Source organism: Azospirillum thermophilum (assembly GCF_003130795.1).
GTDB lineage: Bacteria > Pseudomonadota > Alphaproteobacteria > Azospirillales > Azospirillaceae > Azospirillum > Azospirillum thermophilum.
On record NZ_CP029353.1, the window covers coordinates 408,879 to 426,101 of the forward strand.

A 17,223-nucleotide genomic window follows, 5' to 3' on the forward strand; every position below is an offset into this window, starting at 1 on the left:
CAGAGCCGGCCGCCCGACCCTATCTACCGGGGCATGCTCCAAACCTGCCAGGGGCCAAGCGCCGCATGTTCATCGACCAATATCTCGACGCGATCCTGCTCGGCCTGATCGAAGGGCTGACGGAATTCCTGCCGGTGTCCTCCACCGGCCATCTGATCATCCTGGACGAGCTGCTGGGCTTCCAGGGCCCGCCGGGCAAGGTGTTCGAGGTGGTGATCCAGCTTGGCGCCATCCTCGCGATCTGCACGGTCTATTTCGCCCGCCTGTGGCGGGTGGTGACGGGACTGAAGGACGATCCCGGCGCGCAGCGCTTCGCCACGGCCGTGCTGCTGGCCTTCCTGCCGGCCATGATCCTGGGCGCCGGGCTGCACGGCGTCATCAAGAGCGTGCTGTTCAACCCGACGGTGGTCAGCGTGGCGCTCATCCTCGGCGGCATCGCGATCCTGGTGCTGGAGCGCTTCCTGCCCGACCCGCGCTACCACCAGATCGAGCGGTTCCCGGCGCCGCTGGCGCTGAAGATCGGCCTGTGCCAGTGCCTGGCGCTGGTGCCGGGCGTGTCGCGGTCGGGCGCCACCATCCTCGGGTCGCTGCTGATGGGGGTGGACCGGCGGACGGCGGCGGAGTTCTCCTTCTTCCTGGCCATCCCGACCATGGCCGGCGCCACCGTCTACGACCTCTACAAGAACTGGAGCGTCATGACGCTCGATTCGAGCGCGCTGATCGCGGTCGGCTTCGTCACCGCCTTCGTCGCGGCGGCGCTGGTGGTCAAGACGCTGGTGGATTTCGTCGGCCGCTACGGCTTCGCGCCCTTCGGCTGGTACCGCATCGCCATCGGCACGGGCATGCTGGCGTTCCTCTATCTGTAAGGGGACGGCCCCTCAGCCTCGTGGCCGCGGCACCGCCCGGCCCGAGGCCAGGGCGATGATGACCGCGAAGGCGGCGATCATCGCGAAGGCGGTGCCGACGCTGCTGGCCTCGGCCACGAAGCCGAACAGGGCGGGGCCGGCCAGCACGCCGGCGTAGCCCAGCGTCGCCACCGCCGCGATGGCGCGCGAGGCCGAGCCGTCCTCCGCCGCGCCGGCGGCGCTGAACAGCACCGGGACGACGTTCGACAGTCCCAGACCGGTCAATCCGAAGCCGATGATCGCCGTCACGGGGCCGCCGCCCAGCAGGGTGAGCGCCAGGCCGGCCGCCGCCAGGACCGAGCCGATCCGCACCAGCGTCACGCCGCCGAGATGATGCCGCAGCCAGTCGCCGCAGAAGCGGCCGGTCGCCATGGCGCCGGAGAAGACGGCGAAGCCGAGCCCGGCCAGGCCGGCGGCCGCGGCAAGGCTGTCGCGCAGGTAGATGGCGCTCCAGTCCAGCACCGCGCCCTCGCTCATGAAGGACAGGAAGGTCAGGGCGCCGAGCAGCAGCGTGCCGCGGTCGGGCAGGGCGAGGCCGGAACCGGACGGGCCGGTCGCGTCGGCGGCGCTCGGCAGGAAGCGCGACTGCAGGGCGAGGAACAGGACGAGGAGAAGCCCGGCGATCAGCCCGGCCTGGGCCGCCGGCGGCAGGACCTGCAGAAGCAGGCCGCCGAGGCCGGCGCCGACCAGCCCGCCGAGGCTCCACATCCCGTGCAGCGACGACATGATCGGCCGGCCGAGCCGCCGCTCCACCAGCGCGCCGTGGGCGTTCATCGCCACGTCCATGGTGCCGCCGGCGGCGCCGAACAGGAACAGCACGGCGGAGAGCGACAGCAGGTCGGGCATCAGGCCGGGCAGGGGGAGCAGCACGCAGAACAGCAGGGCGGTGACCCGGATCACCGGCGCGCTGCCGATCCGGCCCAGCAGCGGGCCGCTGGCGATCATCGCCGTCAGCGCTCCGGCGGCAAGGCAGAGCAGGGCGCCGCCCAGCACCGCGGCGCTGAGGCCGAGCGACTCCTTGATCAGCGGGATCTGGGTGGCCCAGACGCCGAAGACGGTCCCGTTGAGGAGGAAGGCGGCCACCGTGGCCCAGCGGGCCGAGCGGGCGTCCTCCACCTCGACGTCCCGGCCATGGCGCAAGCCGGCCCGTCCCGAGGTCGCCTGTTCGCTGGTCATGGAGTTCCCCTCGCCAGAGTGTCTCGCTTCTTGGTTGTCTCTCCCGCCGGTGCGGCGGCGAGTGGACTACCGCGAGATGCGGCAGGTGCCCCTGGAAATCAAGCCGGCGCGGGAGAGGGCTGCGGCGGACGCAGGGCGGCGCAAAGAAAAACCCCGGCCGCGGGGCCGGGGCTTCCGTCATGGATGGCCGCGAGACGGCCGGAAGGGGGTCAGCGGGCGCTCGGGTACTTCTCGTGGACGCTGACGTCGCGGGTCAGCGTATTGTAGCGGCCGCCGACGATGAAGCGGGACAGGTAGGTCGGCAGGATGATCTCGCAGGTGCCGAGCTCGGTGATGCCAAGCTCCTTGAAGCCGGCGGCGGTGGGGGAGACGACGTTGTCGCGCTTCATCAGCTCCACCTGGTCGCGGGTCAGCGCCGGGGCGAGCAGCGGCACCTTCTCCAGCAGGCCGCCCAGCGTCCCGGCGAGGTTCCAGGGGACCGGGACCAGGAAGCGCCTGCGGCGCACCGTGCTCAGCGTCAGCTCCATCAGCTCGCGGAAGCTGTAGGTGCGCGGACCGCCCAGCTCGTAGGTGTGGCCCTGCACGCCGTCCAGCTCCAGCGCCGCGACGATGGCGTCGGCGACGTCGCCGACATAGACCGGCTGGAAGCGGGTCTTGCCGCCGCCGATCAGCGGCAGCGCCGGGGCGATCTGCGCCATGGCGGCGAAGCGGTTGAAGAACTGGTCCTCCGGCCCGAAGACGATGCTGGGGCGCAGGATGGTGGCGCCGGGGAAGGCGGCGAGCACCGCCTTCTCCCCCGCGGCCTTCGACCGGGCGTAGGCGGAGGGCGAGTTGGCGTCGGCGCCGATCGCCGAGACATGGACCATCCGCGCCGCACCCGCGGCGGCGGCCAGGCGGGCGATGCGGCCGGCGGCGTCGACGTGGCAGGACTGGAAGGTCTGGGAACCCCGCTCGTAGAGCACGCCGATCAGGTTGATGACGATGTCCGCCCCCTGCACGGCGCGGGCGACCGACTCGTCCTTGGTGACGTCGGTGGCGAAGGGCACGATCTGGCCGACCGAGCCGGACGTCTTGAGGAACGACACCTTGCCGGGGTTGCGGGTGGCGACGCGGATGACGGCGCCGGACTTGGCCAGACGCCGGATGAGGTGGCGTCCGATGAACCCGACACCGCCGAACACCGTGATAACCTGAGTGCGATAGGACATCGACCTTCTCCCGTGCCGTCTGGCCAACCAACGCCGCCCCGCAGGCGCCGTCCCGGACATCTCCGGCGCGTCCCGCGCCACCGGTTCGGCGGATGCTTATATAGAAACCGCCCCTGTCCCGCTAGACCTCGCCGCAGATGTCCCGCGGGTGTGGCGATGGGGCGCGCCGCGGAAGGGCCGCCCGGGCGGCCCGGGGAAAAAAGATAGGGGGCGGCGGAAAAAGATCAAAAAAACCTGTTGACGCCCTCCCGCCAGCCGGCTACATAAGCGGCCCACACCGAGCCCAGGTGGCGGAATTGGTAGACGCGCAGGTTTCAGGTACCTGTGGCAGAAATGTCGTGGAAGTTCGAGTCTTCTCCTGGGCACCATTTTCTACCCGGCTGCGCCGCATGCTTCGATCCCCCTCGGGGGCAAGGGAAGCAGAGCGGCGTTCGTCGTTTCTGGGGTCCGCGGCCGGGGGCCTAACCCTTGCGGGACGCGACCATGCCCATCGACCTTCACGACGGTGACCTGCCGGACGGCCTCGATCTCGCCGCCCTGGCCCGTGACAACGCCATCGCCATCGACACCGAGACGATGGGGCTGAACCCCCACCGCGACCGGCTGTGCCTGGTGCAGCTCTCGCCCGGCGACGGCACGGTCCATCTCGTGCAGTTCCGCAAGGGCCGGTACGACGCCCCGAACCTGAAGCGCCTGCTGACCGATCCCGGCGTGACGAAGCTGTTCCACTTCGCCCGCTTCGACGTGGCGATCCTGCAGGCCTATCTCGGCATCGTCTGCCAGCCGGTCTACTGCACCAAGGTGGCGTCCAAGCTGGTGCGCACCTTCACCGACAAGCACGGGCTGAAGGACCTGGTGAAGGACCTGCTGGGGGTGGAACTGTCCAAGCAGCAGCAGTCCTCCGACTGGGGCGCCGACGAGCTGACCCCCGACCAGATGAAGTATGCCGCCTCCGACGTGCTGCACCTGCACGACCTGAAGGCGAAGCTGGACGTCATGCTGGCGCGCGAGGGGCGCACCCACCTCGCCAAGGCCTGCTTCGACTTCCTGCCGGCGCGCGGCGCGCTCGACCTCGGCGGCTGGGACGAGCCGGACATTCTGGCGCACTGACCGCCTCTTCCCCGAAAGGCGGGGCCCAAAAGGCGGTGGGCCCGAACGGCGGGGGGATGGAATAGGCTGCCCGCCCGGGCGTTGATTTGACCCGGGGCGCGCCGGTGGGCATACTGCCGCCGCGACGCCCCGGCCGAAGGCGCCGCGGGGCCGGCCGACTGCCGGTCCCCGGGATGGCGCGCCGGGATGGCCCCGGGTGGCGCCGGCCGCCGGCCATGATGCTTTGGCAAGACCTCTTCAAAGGGCAGTTGCAGCCTTGACCAGCTTGATCGACAACCCGTCCGTCCGTCTGTCCGGTGCGGCGTCGGAAGAGACGCTCGCCACCGCCGTCGAGGATCGCGACCTCGCCAGCGCCACCCGCGTGCTGCGGCTGGAGGCCGAGGCGCTGACCGAACTGGCGGCCAGCCTGGACGGCGCCTTCATCCGCGCGGTGGACACGCTGGCCGGGATCTCCGGCCGCGTCGTCGTCACCGGCATGGGCAAGTCGGGCCATGTCGCGCGCAAGATCGCCGCGACGCTCGCCTCCACCGGCACGCCGGCCTTCTTCGTCCATCCGGGCGAGGCCAGCCACGGCGACCTCGGCATGATCGCCCGGATCGACGCGGTGGTGGCCCTGTCCAATTCCGGCGAGACGAAGGAGCTGTCCGACGTCATCGCCTACACCCGCCGCTTCGGCATTCCCCTGATCGGCGTCACCCGCCGGGCCGGCTCCTCGCTGGCCGAGCAGTCGGACGTGGCGCTGATCCTGCCGCCGGTGCCCGAGGCCTGCCCGCTGGGCCTGGCGCCGACCACCTCCACCACGATGATGCTGGCGCTCGGCGACGCGCTCGCGGTGGCGATGCTGGAGCGGCGCGGCTTCTCCGCCGCCGACTTCCGCGAGTTCCACCCCGGCGGGCAGCTCGGCAGCGCCCTGCTGAAGGTCTCCGACCTGATGCACAAGGGCGGGGATCTGCCGCTCTGCCGCTTGGAAACGCCGCTGTCCGACGTCATCTTCGAGATGACCGCGAAGAGGCTGGGCTGCGTCGGCGTGCTGGACGGGGACGGGACGCTCGCCGGGATCATCACCGACGGCGACCTGCGCCGCCACCTGAAGCCGGAACTGCTGGCGGAGCGGGCGGACAGCATCATGTCGCCGCGCCCCAAGACGATCCGCCCCAAGGCGCTGGCCGTCGAGGCGCTGCGGGAGATGAACGACAAGCAGATCACCACCCTGTTCGTGATCGAGGCCGACCGCCGGCCGCTGGGCATCGTGCACATCCACGACTGCCTGCGCGCCGGCGTCGCCTGACCGGAACAGCCGGAGGGATTGAGCAATGACCGCCCGCGCCGACGACCGCGCCGAGACCACCGGACAGGACGCCGGCCGCGACGTGCTGCGCGCGGTGCGGCCGGGGACGCCGCCGCGCTCCCGCCCGGCGGACAGGGCGGCCGACGCGCCGGAGGGCGACGGGATGCGGGTGCACCGCCGCCGCACCACCCGGCCGGTCAGCCGATTCTACAGCCGCTTCGTCACGGCGATGAAGTTCGCGCTGCCGGCGCTGGCGCTGGCGATGGTGGCTCTGCTGGCCGCCTGGCCGTCGCTGACCACGCCGCCGCGCTCGCGCCTCGCCGCCGACAAGGGCCAGCTCGAGATGATCAAGCCGCGCTACCTCAGCGCGGACGAGAAGAACCAGCCCTATTCCGTCGTCGCCAGCCGTGCCGACCAGTCCGCCAACCAGCCGAACATCATCGAGCTCGACCAGCCCGAGGCCGAGATGACCGAGAATGACGGGAGCTGGGTGACCATCAAGTCGGAGAAGGGCTGGTACAACCAGGACACCGGCATCCTGAAGATGCGCGGCAGCGTGCATGTCCTGCGCGACGACGGCCGCGAATTCACCACCGAGGAAGCCGACACCGACGTCCGCAAGGGCACCGCCTGGGGCGACAGTCCGGTGGTGGGGCAGGGGCCGCAGGGCGAGATCAACGCCCAGGGCTTCCGCATGTCGGACCGCGGGAAGACGATGATCTTCCTCAACCAGGCCAAGGCCGGGGTCCAGTCGAACGTCCAGTCCAGCGAGCCTCCGGGAGGGAAAAAGCGGTGAGCGCAGCAGTCCATTCGGTTCCCCGCAGCCTTCGCGCCGTCCTCCATGCGGGGATCGCGGCGCTCGCCCTCCTGCTCGCCTCTCCTGCCGCCGCACCCGCGCAGGCCCTGCCCGGCATGGGCGGCAAGGATGGCGGCGGCAAGGATGGCGGCAAGCAGCCGGTCGAGATCAACGCCGACCAGGCGATCGAATGGCACCAGGACGTCCGGGCCTATGTGGCACGCGGCAACGCCTCGGCCAAGCGGAACGACTCCACCGTCTTCGCCGACGTGCTGACCGCCTACTACCGCGAGGTGCCGGGCAAGGGCAACGAGGTGTTCCAGCTCCTCGCCGAGGGCAACGTGCGGATCATCAGCCCGAACCAGCAGGTCTTCGGCGACCGCGGCATCTATGACGTGGACAAGAAGATCGCGGTCGTCACCGGCAGCAACCTGAAGCTGATCACGCAGAAGGACGTGGTGACCGCCCGCGACAGCCTGGAATATTACGAGGACCGCGAGCTGACGGTCGCCCGCGGCGACGCCCTGGCGGTGCGCGGCACCGACCGCATGCGCGCCGACGTGCTGATCGGCAGGCTGAGGAAGATGCCCGACGGCTCCACCCAGATGGAGCGGATCGACGGCTCCGGCAACGTGGTGGTGACCACCGCCACCGACGTGGCGCTGTCCGACAAGCTGGTCTATTCGGTGGCCGACAACACCGCCGTGCTGATCGGCAACGTCAAGATCACGCGCGGCGACAACCAGTTGAACGGTGAAGCCGCCGAGATGAACATGAACACCAAGGTCAACCGGGTGATCTCCGGCCCCGAGGCCGGCCGGGTCAACGCCCTGCTGATCCCCGGCCAGCAGCCCGGCGCCGACGGGCAGGCCAGGGGTGGTTCGTCGAAGGGCGGGGCCGCCGGCGGGAAGGGCTCTGCCGCCGACCCGGTGGCCGCCCCCGCTGCCGCTCCTGCCCGGACCCCGGCCAGGCCCTGACCCCGGCCCGGGCGTTTCCGGTCCCCTCCCTTCCGGCCCCCTTTCCCCCGGTAACGTGAACGATGACCATGGACCTCGACGGTCGGCTCCCCGGCGACGACGCCGGCCATCTGCGGGCCGATCCCGCTGACCGGCAGGGCACCGCCCCGCCGCCCCCCTCGGAAGGGCTCGTCGCCCTGCATCTGGGCAAGTCCTTCAAGAAGCGGCCGGTCGTGCGCGACGTGTCGGTCAGCGTGCAGCGCGGCGAGGCGGTCGGGCTGCTGGGGCCGAACGGTGCCGGCAAGACCACCTGCTTCTACATGATCACCGGCCTGGTGGCGGCGGACAGCGGGACCATCCTGCTGGACGGGCAGGACATCACCGGCCTGCCGATGTACCGGCGCGCCCGGCTCGGCATCGGATACCTGCCGCAGGAGGCGTCGATATTCCGCGGCATGACGGTCGAGAACAACATCCGCTCCGTGCTGGAGGTGGTCGAATCCGACCGCGACGCGCGCGAGGCGATGCTGGACGAGCTGCTGGCGGAGTTCTCGATCACCCACCTGCGGCGCGCCCCCGCCCTGGCGCTGTCCGGCGGCGAGCGACGCCGCGTCGAGATCGCCCGTGCGCTGGCCGGACAGCCGCACTTCATCCTGCTGGACGAGCCGCTGGCCGGCATCGACCCGATCGCGGTGAACGACATCCGCGAACTGGTCGGCCACCTGCGCGACCGCGGCATCGGCGTGCTGATCACCGACCACAATGTGCGGGAAACGCTGGACCTCGTCGATCGGGCATACATTTTGCACGACGGTGTGGTATTGATGGAGGGAGAGCCGTCGGAGATCGTGGCGCACAAGGATGTGCGCCGGGTCTACCTCGGCGACCGGTTCAGCCTCTAGCCGTGGTTCCCTCCCTATGGCGCTTGCTCAACGTCTCGACCTTCGACAAGCCCAGACCCTCGTGATGACGCCGCAGTTGCAGCAGGCGATCAAGCTGCTGCAGCTGTCGAACATCGAGCTGTCCGACTTCGTCGACCGCGAGATCGAGCAGAACCCCCTGCTGGAACGCGACGGCGGCCCGGCCGAGGCCGGGCTGGAGTTCGGCGGGTCCGAGGGGGGAGCCGGCGGCGAGGCCGGCGGCGGGGAGGGTTCCAGCGGAGGCCCCGGCGAAGGCGGCCTGAACGGCTGGGAGGAGCAGGCACCCCCGCCGCCGTCGGACGGGCGGACGCGGGACACGGTGGAGATGACCTCCTCCGACACCATGGCGACCGGGGCCGAGGCGCCGCTCGACACCAATTTCGAGAACGACTACGCGGACGACCGCTTCTCCGACGGGACGGACGGCTCGTCCGACGTCTACGGCCAATGGAACGAGCGCGGCGGGCGCGGCGGCTTCGAGGACGACGAGCGCGACCTGGAAGCGACGCTGACCGGCCAGAAGAGCCTGCGCGACCACCTGACCGAACAGCTCAAGATCGACCTTCCGGCCCATGGCGACCAGCTCATCGGGCTGGCGCTGATCGACATGCTGGACGAGGCCGGCTGGCTGCCCGGGCTGGACATCCCGCAGCTCGCCGCGCAGCTCGGCTGCACGGCGGAGCGGGTGGAGCGGGTGCTGGCCGCCTGCCAGCGCTTCGACCCGCCGGGCATCTTCGCCCGCTCGCTGAAGGAATGCCTGGCGATCCAGCTTCGCGAGAAGAACCGGCTGGATCCGGCGATGGCCGCCCTGCTCGACAATCTGGAACTGCTGGCCGCCCGCAACCTGCAGGCCATCATGAAGGTCTGCGGGGTGGATGCGGAGGACGTCGCCGACATGGTGGCGGAGATCCGCAAGCTGAACCCGAAGCCGGCGGTCGCCTTCGACCATACCCCGGCGCAGCTCGTCACCCCGGACATCCTGATGCGCGCCGCCCCCGGCGGCGGCTGGCTGATCGACCTGAACCCGGACACTTTGCCGCGGGTGCTGGTCAACCACCGCTATTTCACCCGCGTTTCCGGAGCCGCGCGCAACAAGGCGGAGAAGGAATACATCTCCGAGCGCTTCCAGTCGGCCAACTGGCTGGTCAAGTCGCTGCACCAGCGGGCCACCACCATCCTGAAGGTGGCGGGGGAAATCGTGCGCCAGCAGGACGCCTTCTTCATCCACGGCGTCTCGCACCTGAAGCCGCTGATCCTGCGCGACATTGCCGAGGCGATCGGCATGCATGAAAGCACGGTCAGCCGCGTCACCACCAACAAGTTCATGGCGACCCCCCGCGGCGTGTTCGAGCTGAAGTATTTCTTCACCTCCGCGATCCAGGGCGCCGACGGCCAGGCCTCCCACTCGGCCGAGGCGGTGCGCCACCGCATCAAGACGCTGATCGACGCGGAAAAGCCCGAGGACGTGCTGTCCGACGACAAGCTGGTGGAGATCCTCCGCGCGGAAGGGATCGACATTGCGCGCAGGACTGTCGCGAAGTATCGTGAAGCGATGAAGATCCCGTCATCGGTGCAGAGACGCCGGGCGAAGATGTCGCGAATGTAGCAGTACCGGGATTGGGGGTGTTCGTTGACAGTCTTTGAACCCGGCACTATGGTCCCGGCCCGCAGGTGGCGGCACGCCGTCTTCTCCCGTCCTTAAGCGGACCAATTTGGAAACGTTCCAACATGCAACTCACCGTAAAAGGCAAGCAGCTTGACGTCGGCGATGCCCTGCGCACCCACGTCGCGGACAGCCTGAGCGCCATCGTCGGCAAGTACTTCAACAAGCCGATCGAAGCCAACGTCGTGCTGACGCGCGACGCGCACCTGTTCAAGGCCGATATCCAGGTCCATGTCGGCCGCGGCATCGTGCTGCAGAGCAATTCCGAGGCGACGGAGCCCTATCCGGCCTTCGACACCGCCTGCGACAAGCTGGCCAAGCGCCTGCGCCGCTACAAGAGCCGCCTGCGCAGCCACCACCCGGTCGAGAACGGCCAGGAGCCGGTGCCGGCCCGTTACCAGATCCTGGAGGCCGAGAAGGACGAGCATCTCGACGGCGAGGACACCGCTGCCGCCGACGCCGCGCAGCCGGTCGTCGTCGCCGAGATGGAGACCACCATCGCCACCCTGTCGGTCAGCGAGGCCGTGATGCGGCTCGAGCTGGCCCAGGCTCCGGCCCTGATGTTCCGCAACGGCGCCCATGGCCGGCTGAACATGGTCTACCGCCGCGCGGACGGCAACATCGGCTGGGTCGATCCCGCGGAGAAGGCCGGCGCCTGACCGGGCGCCGACCCCACCCATCGGTCCGAAGCGCATGCTCGACCTCATCACGCCGCACGCCATCCTTCCGAACCTCAAGGCCGGCAACAAGAAGCAGGCCTTGCAGGAGATGGCCCGGAAGGCGTCCGAGCTGATCGGCCAGCACGAGCGGGCGATCTTCGACGTCCTGTTGGAACGGGAACGGCTGGGCACGACCGGCGTGGGGCATGGCATCGCCATTCCCCACGGCAAGCTGCCCGGCCTGGACCGCGTCCACGGCGTCTTCGCCCGTCTCGAACGGCCCATCGACTTCGACGCGATCGACGACCAGCCCGTCGACCTTATCTTCCTTCTCCTCGCCCCGGAACAGGCGGGGGCAGACCATCTGAAAGCGCTGGCCCGGGTTTCCCGGCTGCTGCGCGACCAGTCCATGTGCGAGAAGCTGCGCGGCTCCGAATCCGCTGACGCGATCTATGCCCTGCTGACCCAGCAGGAAGCCAGCCATCCCGGATAAGGCCGGGCGGGGCGGCCGCTTTCCTCACCGGTGCCATGGCAGGGGCGGCGCGGTCGCGCTATAGTCCTTGCCATGCCCGACGCGCTGCGTGAGCCCTGGATCACCCCGGACGATTACCTTGCCGCCGAACGGACGGCGGAGGTCCGCCACGAATATGCGGACGGCGAGGTCTTCGCGATGGGGGGCGGTCCCCTTCGGCACAACGAGGTCGCGCTGAGCATCCCGTGACGCGAAGGACAACAAGTATCTTGAGCTGGCCGTCATGGCAGGCGCATGGGCGATCAGCTCGGGCGACCAGGACCTGCTCGTCCCGAATCCGTTCCAGGACATCCGGACCCTGACGCCCGAGGCCCATCTTCAGAGCGTATGCAAGCGGGTATGAAGGCCCGTCACACCCGCTCCGCCCATCCCATGTAGTTCACGTCGAGGTCGCGCGGGTTCAGGCGGAACTCGTCGCTCAGCGGGTTGTACGTGACGCCGGTCAGGTCGCGTACGGCAAGCCCGTACGCGCGTACGACGCCGGCGACCTCCGACGGGCGGAGGAACTGGCGCCAGTTGTGGGTGCCGCGGGGAAGCCAGCGCAGGATGTACTCCGCCCCGACGATGGCCAGCGCGAAGGATTTCGGCGTGCGGTTCAGCGTGGCGAGGAACAGCACCCCGCCGGGGGCCAGCAGATCGGCGCAGGACTTCACGAACAGCGGCACGTCGGCCACATGCTCGATCACCTCCATCGCCAGCACCACGTCGAACCGCTCGCCGCCGGCTGCCAGGGCCTCGGCGCTGGTGGCGCGGTAGTCGACGGCGACGCCGGTCCCGGCCGCATGGGCGGAGGCGGTCAGGACGTTCTTCTCCGACGCGTCGATGCCGACGACGGAGGCGCCCATGCGGGCCATCGGCTCCGCCAGCAGGCCGCCGCCGCAGCCGATGTCGACCACGCGCAGGCCGGACAGCGGCTGCGGGCCTTCCGGGTCGCGGCCCAGCCGGCGGCATACGGTGTCGCGGATGTAGGCGAGGCGCAGAGGGTTCAGCCGGTGCAGCGGCTTGAACTTGCCGGCGGGGTCCCACCATTCCGCCGCGATGGCCGAGAAGCGGGCGACGTCCGCCGGGTCGATGGTGCCCCGCTTCCGGTCCCCTCCGCGGACAGGGCATCGGCGGTGGCGGCGGTTCCGGCGGTCGCGTTCATTGCAGGGTTTCCGTAGAATGGTTGTGCGCAGGTGCAACGAGGCATCCTTGCCTCGCTTCGGCCGAGAGAGTATGGATACGCGGCCCCGCGCCGGCAACGGTGGAACGGGGGGCGCGACACGCCGGCCTCGCGGCCCGGCAAAATATGGTGTGAGGTATGGCGCGGATCGTCCTGAAGTTCGGCGGCACGTCGGTCGGCGACATCGACCGTATCAAGAACGTGGCCCGCAAGGTCGAGCAGGAGGTCAAGGCAGGCCACCAGGTGGCCGTCGTGGTGTCGGCGATGTCCGGCGTGACCAACCAGCTCGTGAAATACTGCAACGACATCGACAAGCTGCACGACGCGCGCGAGTACGACGCCGTCGTCTCGTCGGGTGAGCAGGTTACCTCCGGTCTGCTGGCGATCGCGCTGCAGTCCATCGGCATTCCGGCGCGCTCCTGGGCGGGCTGGCAGATCCCGATCTACACCGACGACACGCACTCCAAGGCGCGCATCGTCTCCATCGACACCGCGCAGCTCGAGAAGAGCATGGCGACGGGCGAGGTGGCGGTGATCACCGGTTTCCAGGGCGTGACCAAGGACGGGCGCCTGTCCACGCTCGGCCGCGGCGGCTCCGACACCTCGGCGGTGGCGGTGGCGGCGGCGCTGAAGGCGGACCGCTGCGACATCTACACCGACGTGGACGGCGTCTACACCACCGACCCGCGCATCGTGACCAAGGCGCGCAAGCTCTCCAAGATCACCTACGAGGAGATGCTGGAGCTGGCGTCGCAGGGGGCGAAGGTCCTGCAGACCCGCTCGGTCGAGATGGCGATGAACCACCGCGTGCGCGTGCAGGTGCTGTCGAGCTTCGAGGCGGCGGCGGGCAGCTCGCTTCCCGGAACCCTGGTTGTTGACGAGGACGAGATCGTGGAAAAGGAAGTTGTGAGCGGCATCGCCTACAGCCGCGACGAGGCGAAGATCACCCTGATCGGCGTTGACGACCGGCCGGGCGTCGCGGCCAGCATCTTCGGCCCGCTGACCGACGCCGCCGTCAACGTGGACATGATCGTCCAGAACGTGTCGGAGGACGGCAAGTCCACCGACATGACCTTCACCGTCGGCAAGGCCGACCTCGCCCGCGCCGTGAAGGTGCTGGAGGACGCCAAGGAGCACCTCAACTTCAAGCGGCTGGTCTCCGACGCCAACGTGGTGAAGGTGTCGGTGATCGGCGTCGGCATGCGCAGCCATGCCGGCGTGGCCCAGCGCATGTTCAAGGCGCTGGCCGACAAGGGCATCAACATCCAGGTCATCTCCACCTCCGAGATCAAGATCTCCGTCCTGATCGCCGAGGAGTATGCGGAGCTGGCCCTGCGCGCGCTCCACACCGCCTACGGGCTGGACGCGGCCTGACCGGCAATGACGAGGGAGGAGCGGCGATGACCGATCAGTCCGCGCGCGCTCGGCTTGACCAGCTCTGGGCGCGTGGCCGCGCCTTCCTCGGCACCGGCACCGCCATCATGGGCGGTGCGATGAGCTGGGTGTCGGAACGGCACCTGGTGTCGGCGATCTCCAACGCCGGCGGCTTCGGCGTGCTGGCCTGCGGGTCGATGACCCCGGACCTGCTCGCGGCGGAGATCGCGGCGACGCGGGCGATGACCACCCGGCCGTTCGGCGTCAACCTGATCAACATGCATCCCGACCTCGACCGGCTGATCGACGTCTGCCGGGAGCAGGCGGTCGGGCATGTGGTGGTCGCGGGCGGCCTGCCGTCCGGCGCCACCATCCGCCGCATCAAGGACGGCGGGGCGCGGGCCATGGGCTTCGCCCCGACGCTGGTGGCCGGCCGCCGGCTGGTGAAGCAGGGCATCGACGCGCTGGTCATCGAGGGGATGGAGGCCGGCGGCCATATCGGCGCCGTCTCGACCACCGTCCTGGCGCAGGAGATCCTGCCGGAGCTGCGCGAGGTGCCGGTCTTCGTGGCCGGCGGCATCGGGCGCGGCGAGGCGATCGCCTCCTTCCTGGAACTGGGAGCGGCCGGCGTGCAGATCGGCACGCGCTTCGTCTGCGCCAGCGAATCGATCGCCCATCCCAACTTCAAGCAGACCTTCATCCGGGCCGCGGCGCGCGACGCGCAGCCGTCGGTCCAGCTCGACCCGCGCTTCCCGGTGATCCCCGTGCGCGCGCTGGTCAATGCCGGCAGCAAGGCCTTCGCCGACCTGCAGCGCGCGGTGATCGCGCGGGTGGATGCCGGCGAACTGACGCGCGAGGCGGGCATCCTGGAGATCGAGCATTTCTGGGCCGGCGCCCTGCGCCGCGCGGTCGTGGAGGGCGATGTCGAGACCGGCTCGCTGATGGCCGGGCAGAGCGTCGGGATGGTCACGCGCGAGCAGCCCGCCGCCGAGATCGTGGCGGAGCTGATCGGACAGGCCGAGAAGGCGCTGGCGGGCCGGCCGCCGGATAAGGCAATGTGGGAGGCACCCGCGGTTCTCGGAGCGGCATGACGATGAGCAGCACCCTCGACACCGCCTACGGCAGTTCGGATCCGAACGGAACGGGCTACGGTGGCGGTGCGTCGTCGCGCCGCCTGCTCGCCCGCCTGCGCGACGTGATGGCGGGGTCCGGCTCGGGACAGGAGCGGCTCGACAAGATCGTCACGCTGATCGCGGCGGAGATGGGGGCGGACGTCTGCTCCTGCTATGTCATGCGGGCCGGCGAGGTGCTGGAGCTGTTCGCCACCGAGGGCCTGAACAAGTCGGCCGTCCACAACACCCGCCTGCGGGTCGGCGAGGGCATCGTCGGCGACATCGCCGGGCAGGCCCGGCCCATCGCGCTCGACAACGCGCCGTCCCATCCCAGCTTCGCCTACCGCCCGGAAACGGGCGAGGATCCCTTCTTCTCGCTGGCCGGCGTGCCGATCCTGCGCGGCGGCAAGGTGCGCGGCGTGCTGGTCATCCAGCACAAGGACCGCCGCCGCTTCAGCGAGGAGGAGGTCGAAACCCTCCAGACCGTCGCCATGGTGGTGGCCGAGTTGGTCGCCCAGGGCGAACTGGTCAACCCCCAGGAAGTCTCCTCCACCGGCGATCCCGCCCTGCTGCCCGCCCGCCTGTCCGGCACGGCGATGAGCGGGGGCCTCGCCATGGGGCTGGCGGTGGTCCACCGTCCGCAGCTCACCATCCGCCAGATGGTCGCCGAGGATACCGAGGCCGAGCTGGAGCGGTTCGGCACGGCGCTGACCTCCATGCACAGCGCCATCGACGACCTGCTGGCGGCGGCGGCGCTGGCCGGGCTCGGCGAGCCGAAGGACATCCTGGAGACCTACCGGATGTTCGCGGAGGACCGCGGCTGGCTGTCGCGCATCCGCGAGGCGATCCGCATGGGCCTGACCGCGGAGGCGGCGGTGCAGCAGGTGCAGAACGACACCCGCGCCCGCATGAGCCACCTGACGGACCCCTACATCCGCGAGCGGCTCCTGGATTTCGAGGACCTGACCAACCGGCTGCTGATGCACCTGTCGGGCAAGGGCTCCGGCGCCGATCTCGGCACGCTGCCCGACGACATCATCCTGGTCGCCCGCTCCATGGGGCCGGCGGAGCTGCTCGACTATGACCAGCGGCGGCTGCGCGGCCTGATCCTGGAGGAAGGGTCGCCGGCCAGCCATGTCTGCATCGTGGCGCGGGCGCTGAACATTCCGGTCGTCCAGGCGAGCGAGGCGCTGAGCCGGATCGAGCCGCTGGACCAGCTCATCGTCGACGGCGACCACGGGCAGGTCTATGTCCGCCCGGCGGAAGACATCCAGATGGCCTTCGCCGACGCGATGGCGCTGCGCAGCCGCAAGGAGCAGATGTATGCGGAGATCCGCGGACAGCCGTCGCTGACCCGCGACGGCGCGCCGATCTCCATCCAGCTCAACTGCGGCATGATCCTCGACCTGCCGCACCTGAAGGCGAGCGGGGCCGAGGGGATCGGGCTCTACCGCACCGAAATCCCCTTCATGGTCCGCTCGTCCTACCCGGACGTGCATACCCAGACCGACCTCTACGCCCGCATCATGGACGAGGCGGGCGACAAGCCGGTGGTCTTCCGCACGCTGGACGTCGGCGGCGACAAGGTGCTGCCCTACATGGCCGCCGGGAACGAGGAAAACCCGGCGCTCGGCTGGCGGGCGGTCCGCATCGGGCTCGACCACCCGTCGCTGCTGCGCCAGCAGCTCCGCTCGCTGCTGCGCGCCGCGGCGGGGCGGCCGCTGTCGGTGATGTTCCCGATGATCGCCGAGGTGGCGGAGTTCGATGCGGCGCGCCGGCTGCTCGAGCTGGAACTGAAGCGCCTGGAGACGCAGGAGCTGGAGCCGCCCAGCCGCCTGCGCGTCGGCGCGATGCTGGAGGTGCCGTCGCTGCTCTGGCAGTTGCCGTCGCTGCTGCCGCGCATCGACTTCCTGTCGGTCGGCTCCAACGACCTGACGCAGTATCTGTTCGCCGCCGACCGCGGCAACCCGCGCACCGCCACCCGCTACGACCCGCTGTCGCCGGCCATGCTGTGCGTCCTGCGCCGGCTGGTCGATGCCTGCGCCCATGCCAAGGTGCCGCTGAGCATCTGCGGCGAGATGGCGGGCCGGCCGCTGGACGCGATGGCGCTGATCGGCGTGGGCTTCCGCACCCTGTCGATGTCGCCGCCCTCGGTCGGCCCGGTCAAGACGATGCTGCGCTCGCTCGACGTGGCGGCGCTGCGCGAGTACATGGCCGGCCTGTTCAACGTCGGCGACCACAGCGTGCGCGACAAGCTGCGCAGCTTCGCCAAGGACCACGGCGTCCAGATCTGATGGATCCGACGGCGGATCCGATGACGGGGCGGGGCGGATCCGGGGAAGCCGGAACCGCCCCGGCGTCT

General features: G+C 70.0%; 16 protein-coding genes and 1 tRNA gene. 14 read left to right on the forward strand and 3 right to left on the reverse strand.

The features are described from left to right. Positions 1-65 precede the first annotated feature (65 nt). Positions 66-866 carry an undecaprenyl-diphosphate phosphatase gene (locus DEW08_RS07995; RefSeq protein WP_109326033.1) on the forward strand — a complete coding sequence of 267 codons (801 nt, stop codon included), beginning with the start codon at positions 66-68 and terminating at the stop codon, positions 864-866. Between the two features lie 12 nt (positions 867-878). Here the strand turns inward: DEW08_RS07995 and DEW08_RS08000 are convergent, their stop codons facing one another. Further along, on the reverse strand, positions 879-2,081 hold the full coding sequence (locus tag DEW08_RS08000; RefSeq protein ID WP_245986480.1) for an MFS transporter: 1,203 nt from the start codon (positions 2,079-2,081) through the stop codon (positions 879-881). 209 nt (positions 2,082-2,290) lie between these two features. After that, the gene (locus DEW08_RS08005; protein ID WP_109326034.1) at positions 2,291-3,289 is read right to left on the reverse strand and encodes a complex I NDUFA9 subunit family protein; all 999 of its coding nucleotides are present in this window, start codon (positions 3,287-3,289) and stop codon (positions 2,291-2,293) included. Between the two features lie 281 nt (positions 3,290-3,570). Between DEW08_RS08005 and DEW08_RS08010 the strand changes: the two genes are divergently transcribed. From DEW08_RS08010 to DEW08_RS30695, 10 genes are all read left to right on the forward strand, one after another. Beyond that, positions 3,571-3,657, forward strand: a tRNA-Leu gene (locus tag DEW08_RS08010). A 115-nt stretch (positions 3,658-3,772) separates the two neighbouring features. Beyond that, positions 3,773-4,399, forward strand: a complete 627-nt coding sequence (locus DEW08_RS08015; RefSeq protein ID WP_109326035.1) for a ribonuclease D — start codon at positions 3,773-3,775, stop codon at positions 4,397-4,399. A gap of 289 nt (positions 4,400-4,688) precedes the next feature. Further along, a complete protein-coding gene (locus tag DEW08_RS08020; RefSeq protein ID WP_168220393.1) occupies positions 4,689-5,687 on the forward strand; it encodes a KpsF/GutQ family sugar-phosphate isomerase in 999 nt (332 codons plus the stop codon). Positions 5,688-5,712: 25 nt separating this feature from the next. Further along, positions 5,713-6,483 (forward strand): LPS export ABC transporter periplasmic protein LptC, encoded by a 771-nt coding sequence (lptC, locus tag DEW08_RS08025; RefSeq protein WP_245986481.1) that lies wholly within the window; start codon positions 5,713-5,715, stop codon positions 6,481-6,483. Then, positions 6,480-7,460, forward strand: a complete 981-nt coding sequence (locus DEW08_RS08030) for an LptA/OstA family protein (RefSeq protein ID WP_245986482.1) — start codon at positions 6,480-6,482, stop codon at positions 7,458-7,460. Before lptC ends, DEW08_RS08030 begins: the two co-directional genes overlap by 4 nt. 62 nt (positions 7,461-7,522) lie before the next feature. Further along, entirely contained in the window at positions 7,523-8,341 is an 819-nt protein-coding gene (gene lptB / locus DEW08_RS08035; protein ID WP_109326040.1) for an LPS export ABC transporter ATP-binding protein, read from the forward strand. A 16-nt stretch (positions 8,342-8,357) separates the two neighbouring features. Next, entirely contained in the window at positions 8,358-9,965 is a 1,608-nt protein-coding gene (gene rpoN, locus DEW08_RS08040) for an RNA polymerase factor sigma-54 (RefSeq protein WP_109326041.1), read from the forward strand. Between the two features lie 122 nt (positions 9,966-10,087). Further along, on the forward strand, positions 10,088-10,681 hold the full coding sequence (gene hpf / locus DEW08_RS08045; RefSeq protein ID WP_109326042.1) for a ribosome hibernation-promoting factor, HPF/YfiA family: 594 nt from the start codon (positions 10,088-10,090) through the stop codon (positions 10,679-10,681). A gap of 34 nt (positions 10,682-10,715) precedes the next feature. Further along, positions 10,716-11,174 (forward strand): PTS IIA-like nitrogen regulatory protein PtsN, encoded by a 459-nt coding sequence (ptsN, locus tag DEW08_RS08050; RefSeq protein WP_109326043.1) that lies wholly within the window; start codon positions 10,716-10,718, stop codon positions 11,172-11,174. Positions 11,175-11,246: 72 nt separating this feature from the next. Further along, on the forward strand, positions 11,247-11,402 hold the full coding sequence (locus DEW08_RS30695) for a Uma2 family endonuclease (protein ID WP_245986484.1): 156 nt from the start codon (positions 11,247-11,249) through the stop codon (positions 11,400-11,402). 161 nt (positions 11,403-11,563) lie between these two features. On the opposite strand, the gene ubiG is transcribed toward DEW08_RS30695, so the two are convergent. After that, positions 11,564-12,286, reverse strand: a complete 723-nt coding sequence (gene ubiG, locus DEW08_RS08055; protein WP_109329647.1) for a bifunctional 2-polyprenyl-6-hydroxyphenol methylase/3-demethylubiquinol 3-O-methyltransferase UbiG — start codon at positions 12,284-12,286, stop codon at positions 11,564-11,566. Positions 12,287-12,513: 227 nt separating this feature from the next. On the opposite strand from ubiG, the gene DEW08_RS08060 reads away from it, so the two are divergent. Genes DEW08_RS08060 through ptsP form a run of 3 tightly spaced genes read left to right on the forward strand, consistent with a single transcriptional unit; the run spans position 12,514 to position 17,155 of the window. After that, complete coding sequence (locus DEW08_RS08060) at positions 12,514-13,749, forward strand: aspartate kinase (protein WP_109326050.1); 1,236 nt, start codon at positions 12,514-12,516, stop codon at positions 13,747-13,749. 26 nt (positions 13,750-13,775) lie between these two features. Continuing rightward, positions 13,776-14,840: an NAD(P)H-dependent flavin oxidoreductase gene (locus DEW08_RS08065; RefSeq protein ID WP_109326051.1), complete on the forward strand. Its 1,065-nt coding sequence runs from the start codon at positions 13,776-13,778 to the stop codon at positions 14,838-14,840. A 2-nt stretch (positions 14,841-14,842) separates the two neighbouring features. Continuing rightward, entirely contained in the window at positions 14,843-17,155 is a 2,313-nt protein-coding gene (ptsP, locus tag DEW08_RS08070; protein WP_109326054.1) for a phosphoenolpyruvate--protein phosphotransferase, read from the forward strand. Positions 17,156-17,223: the final 68 nt, after the last annotated feature.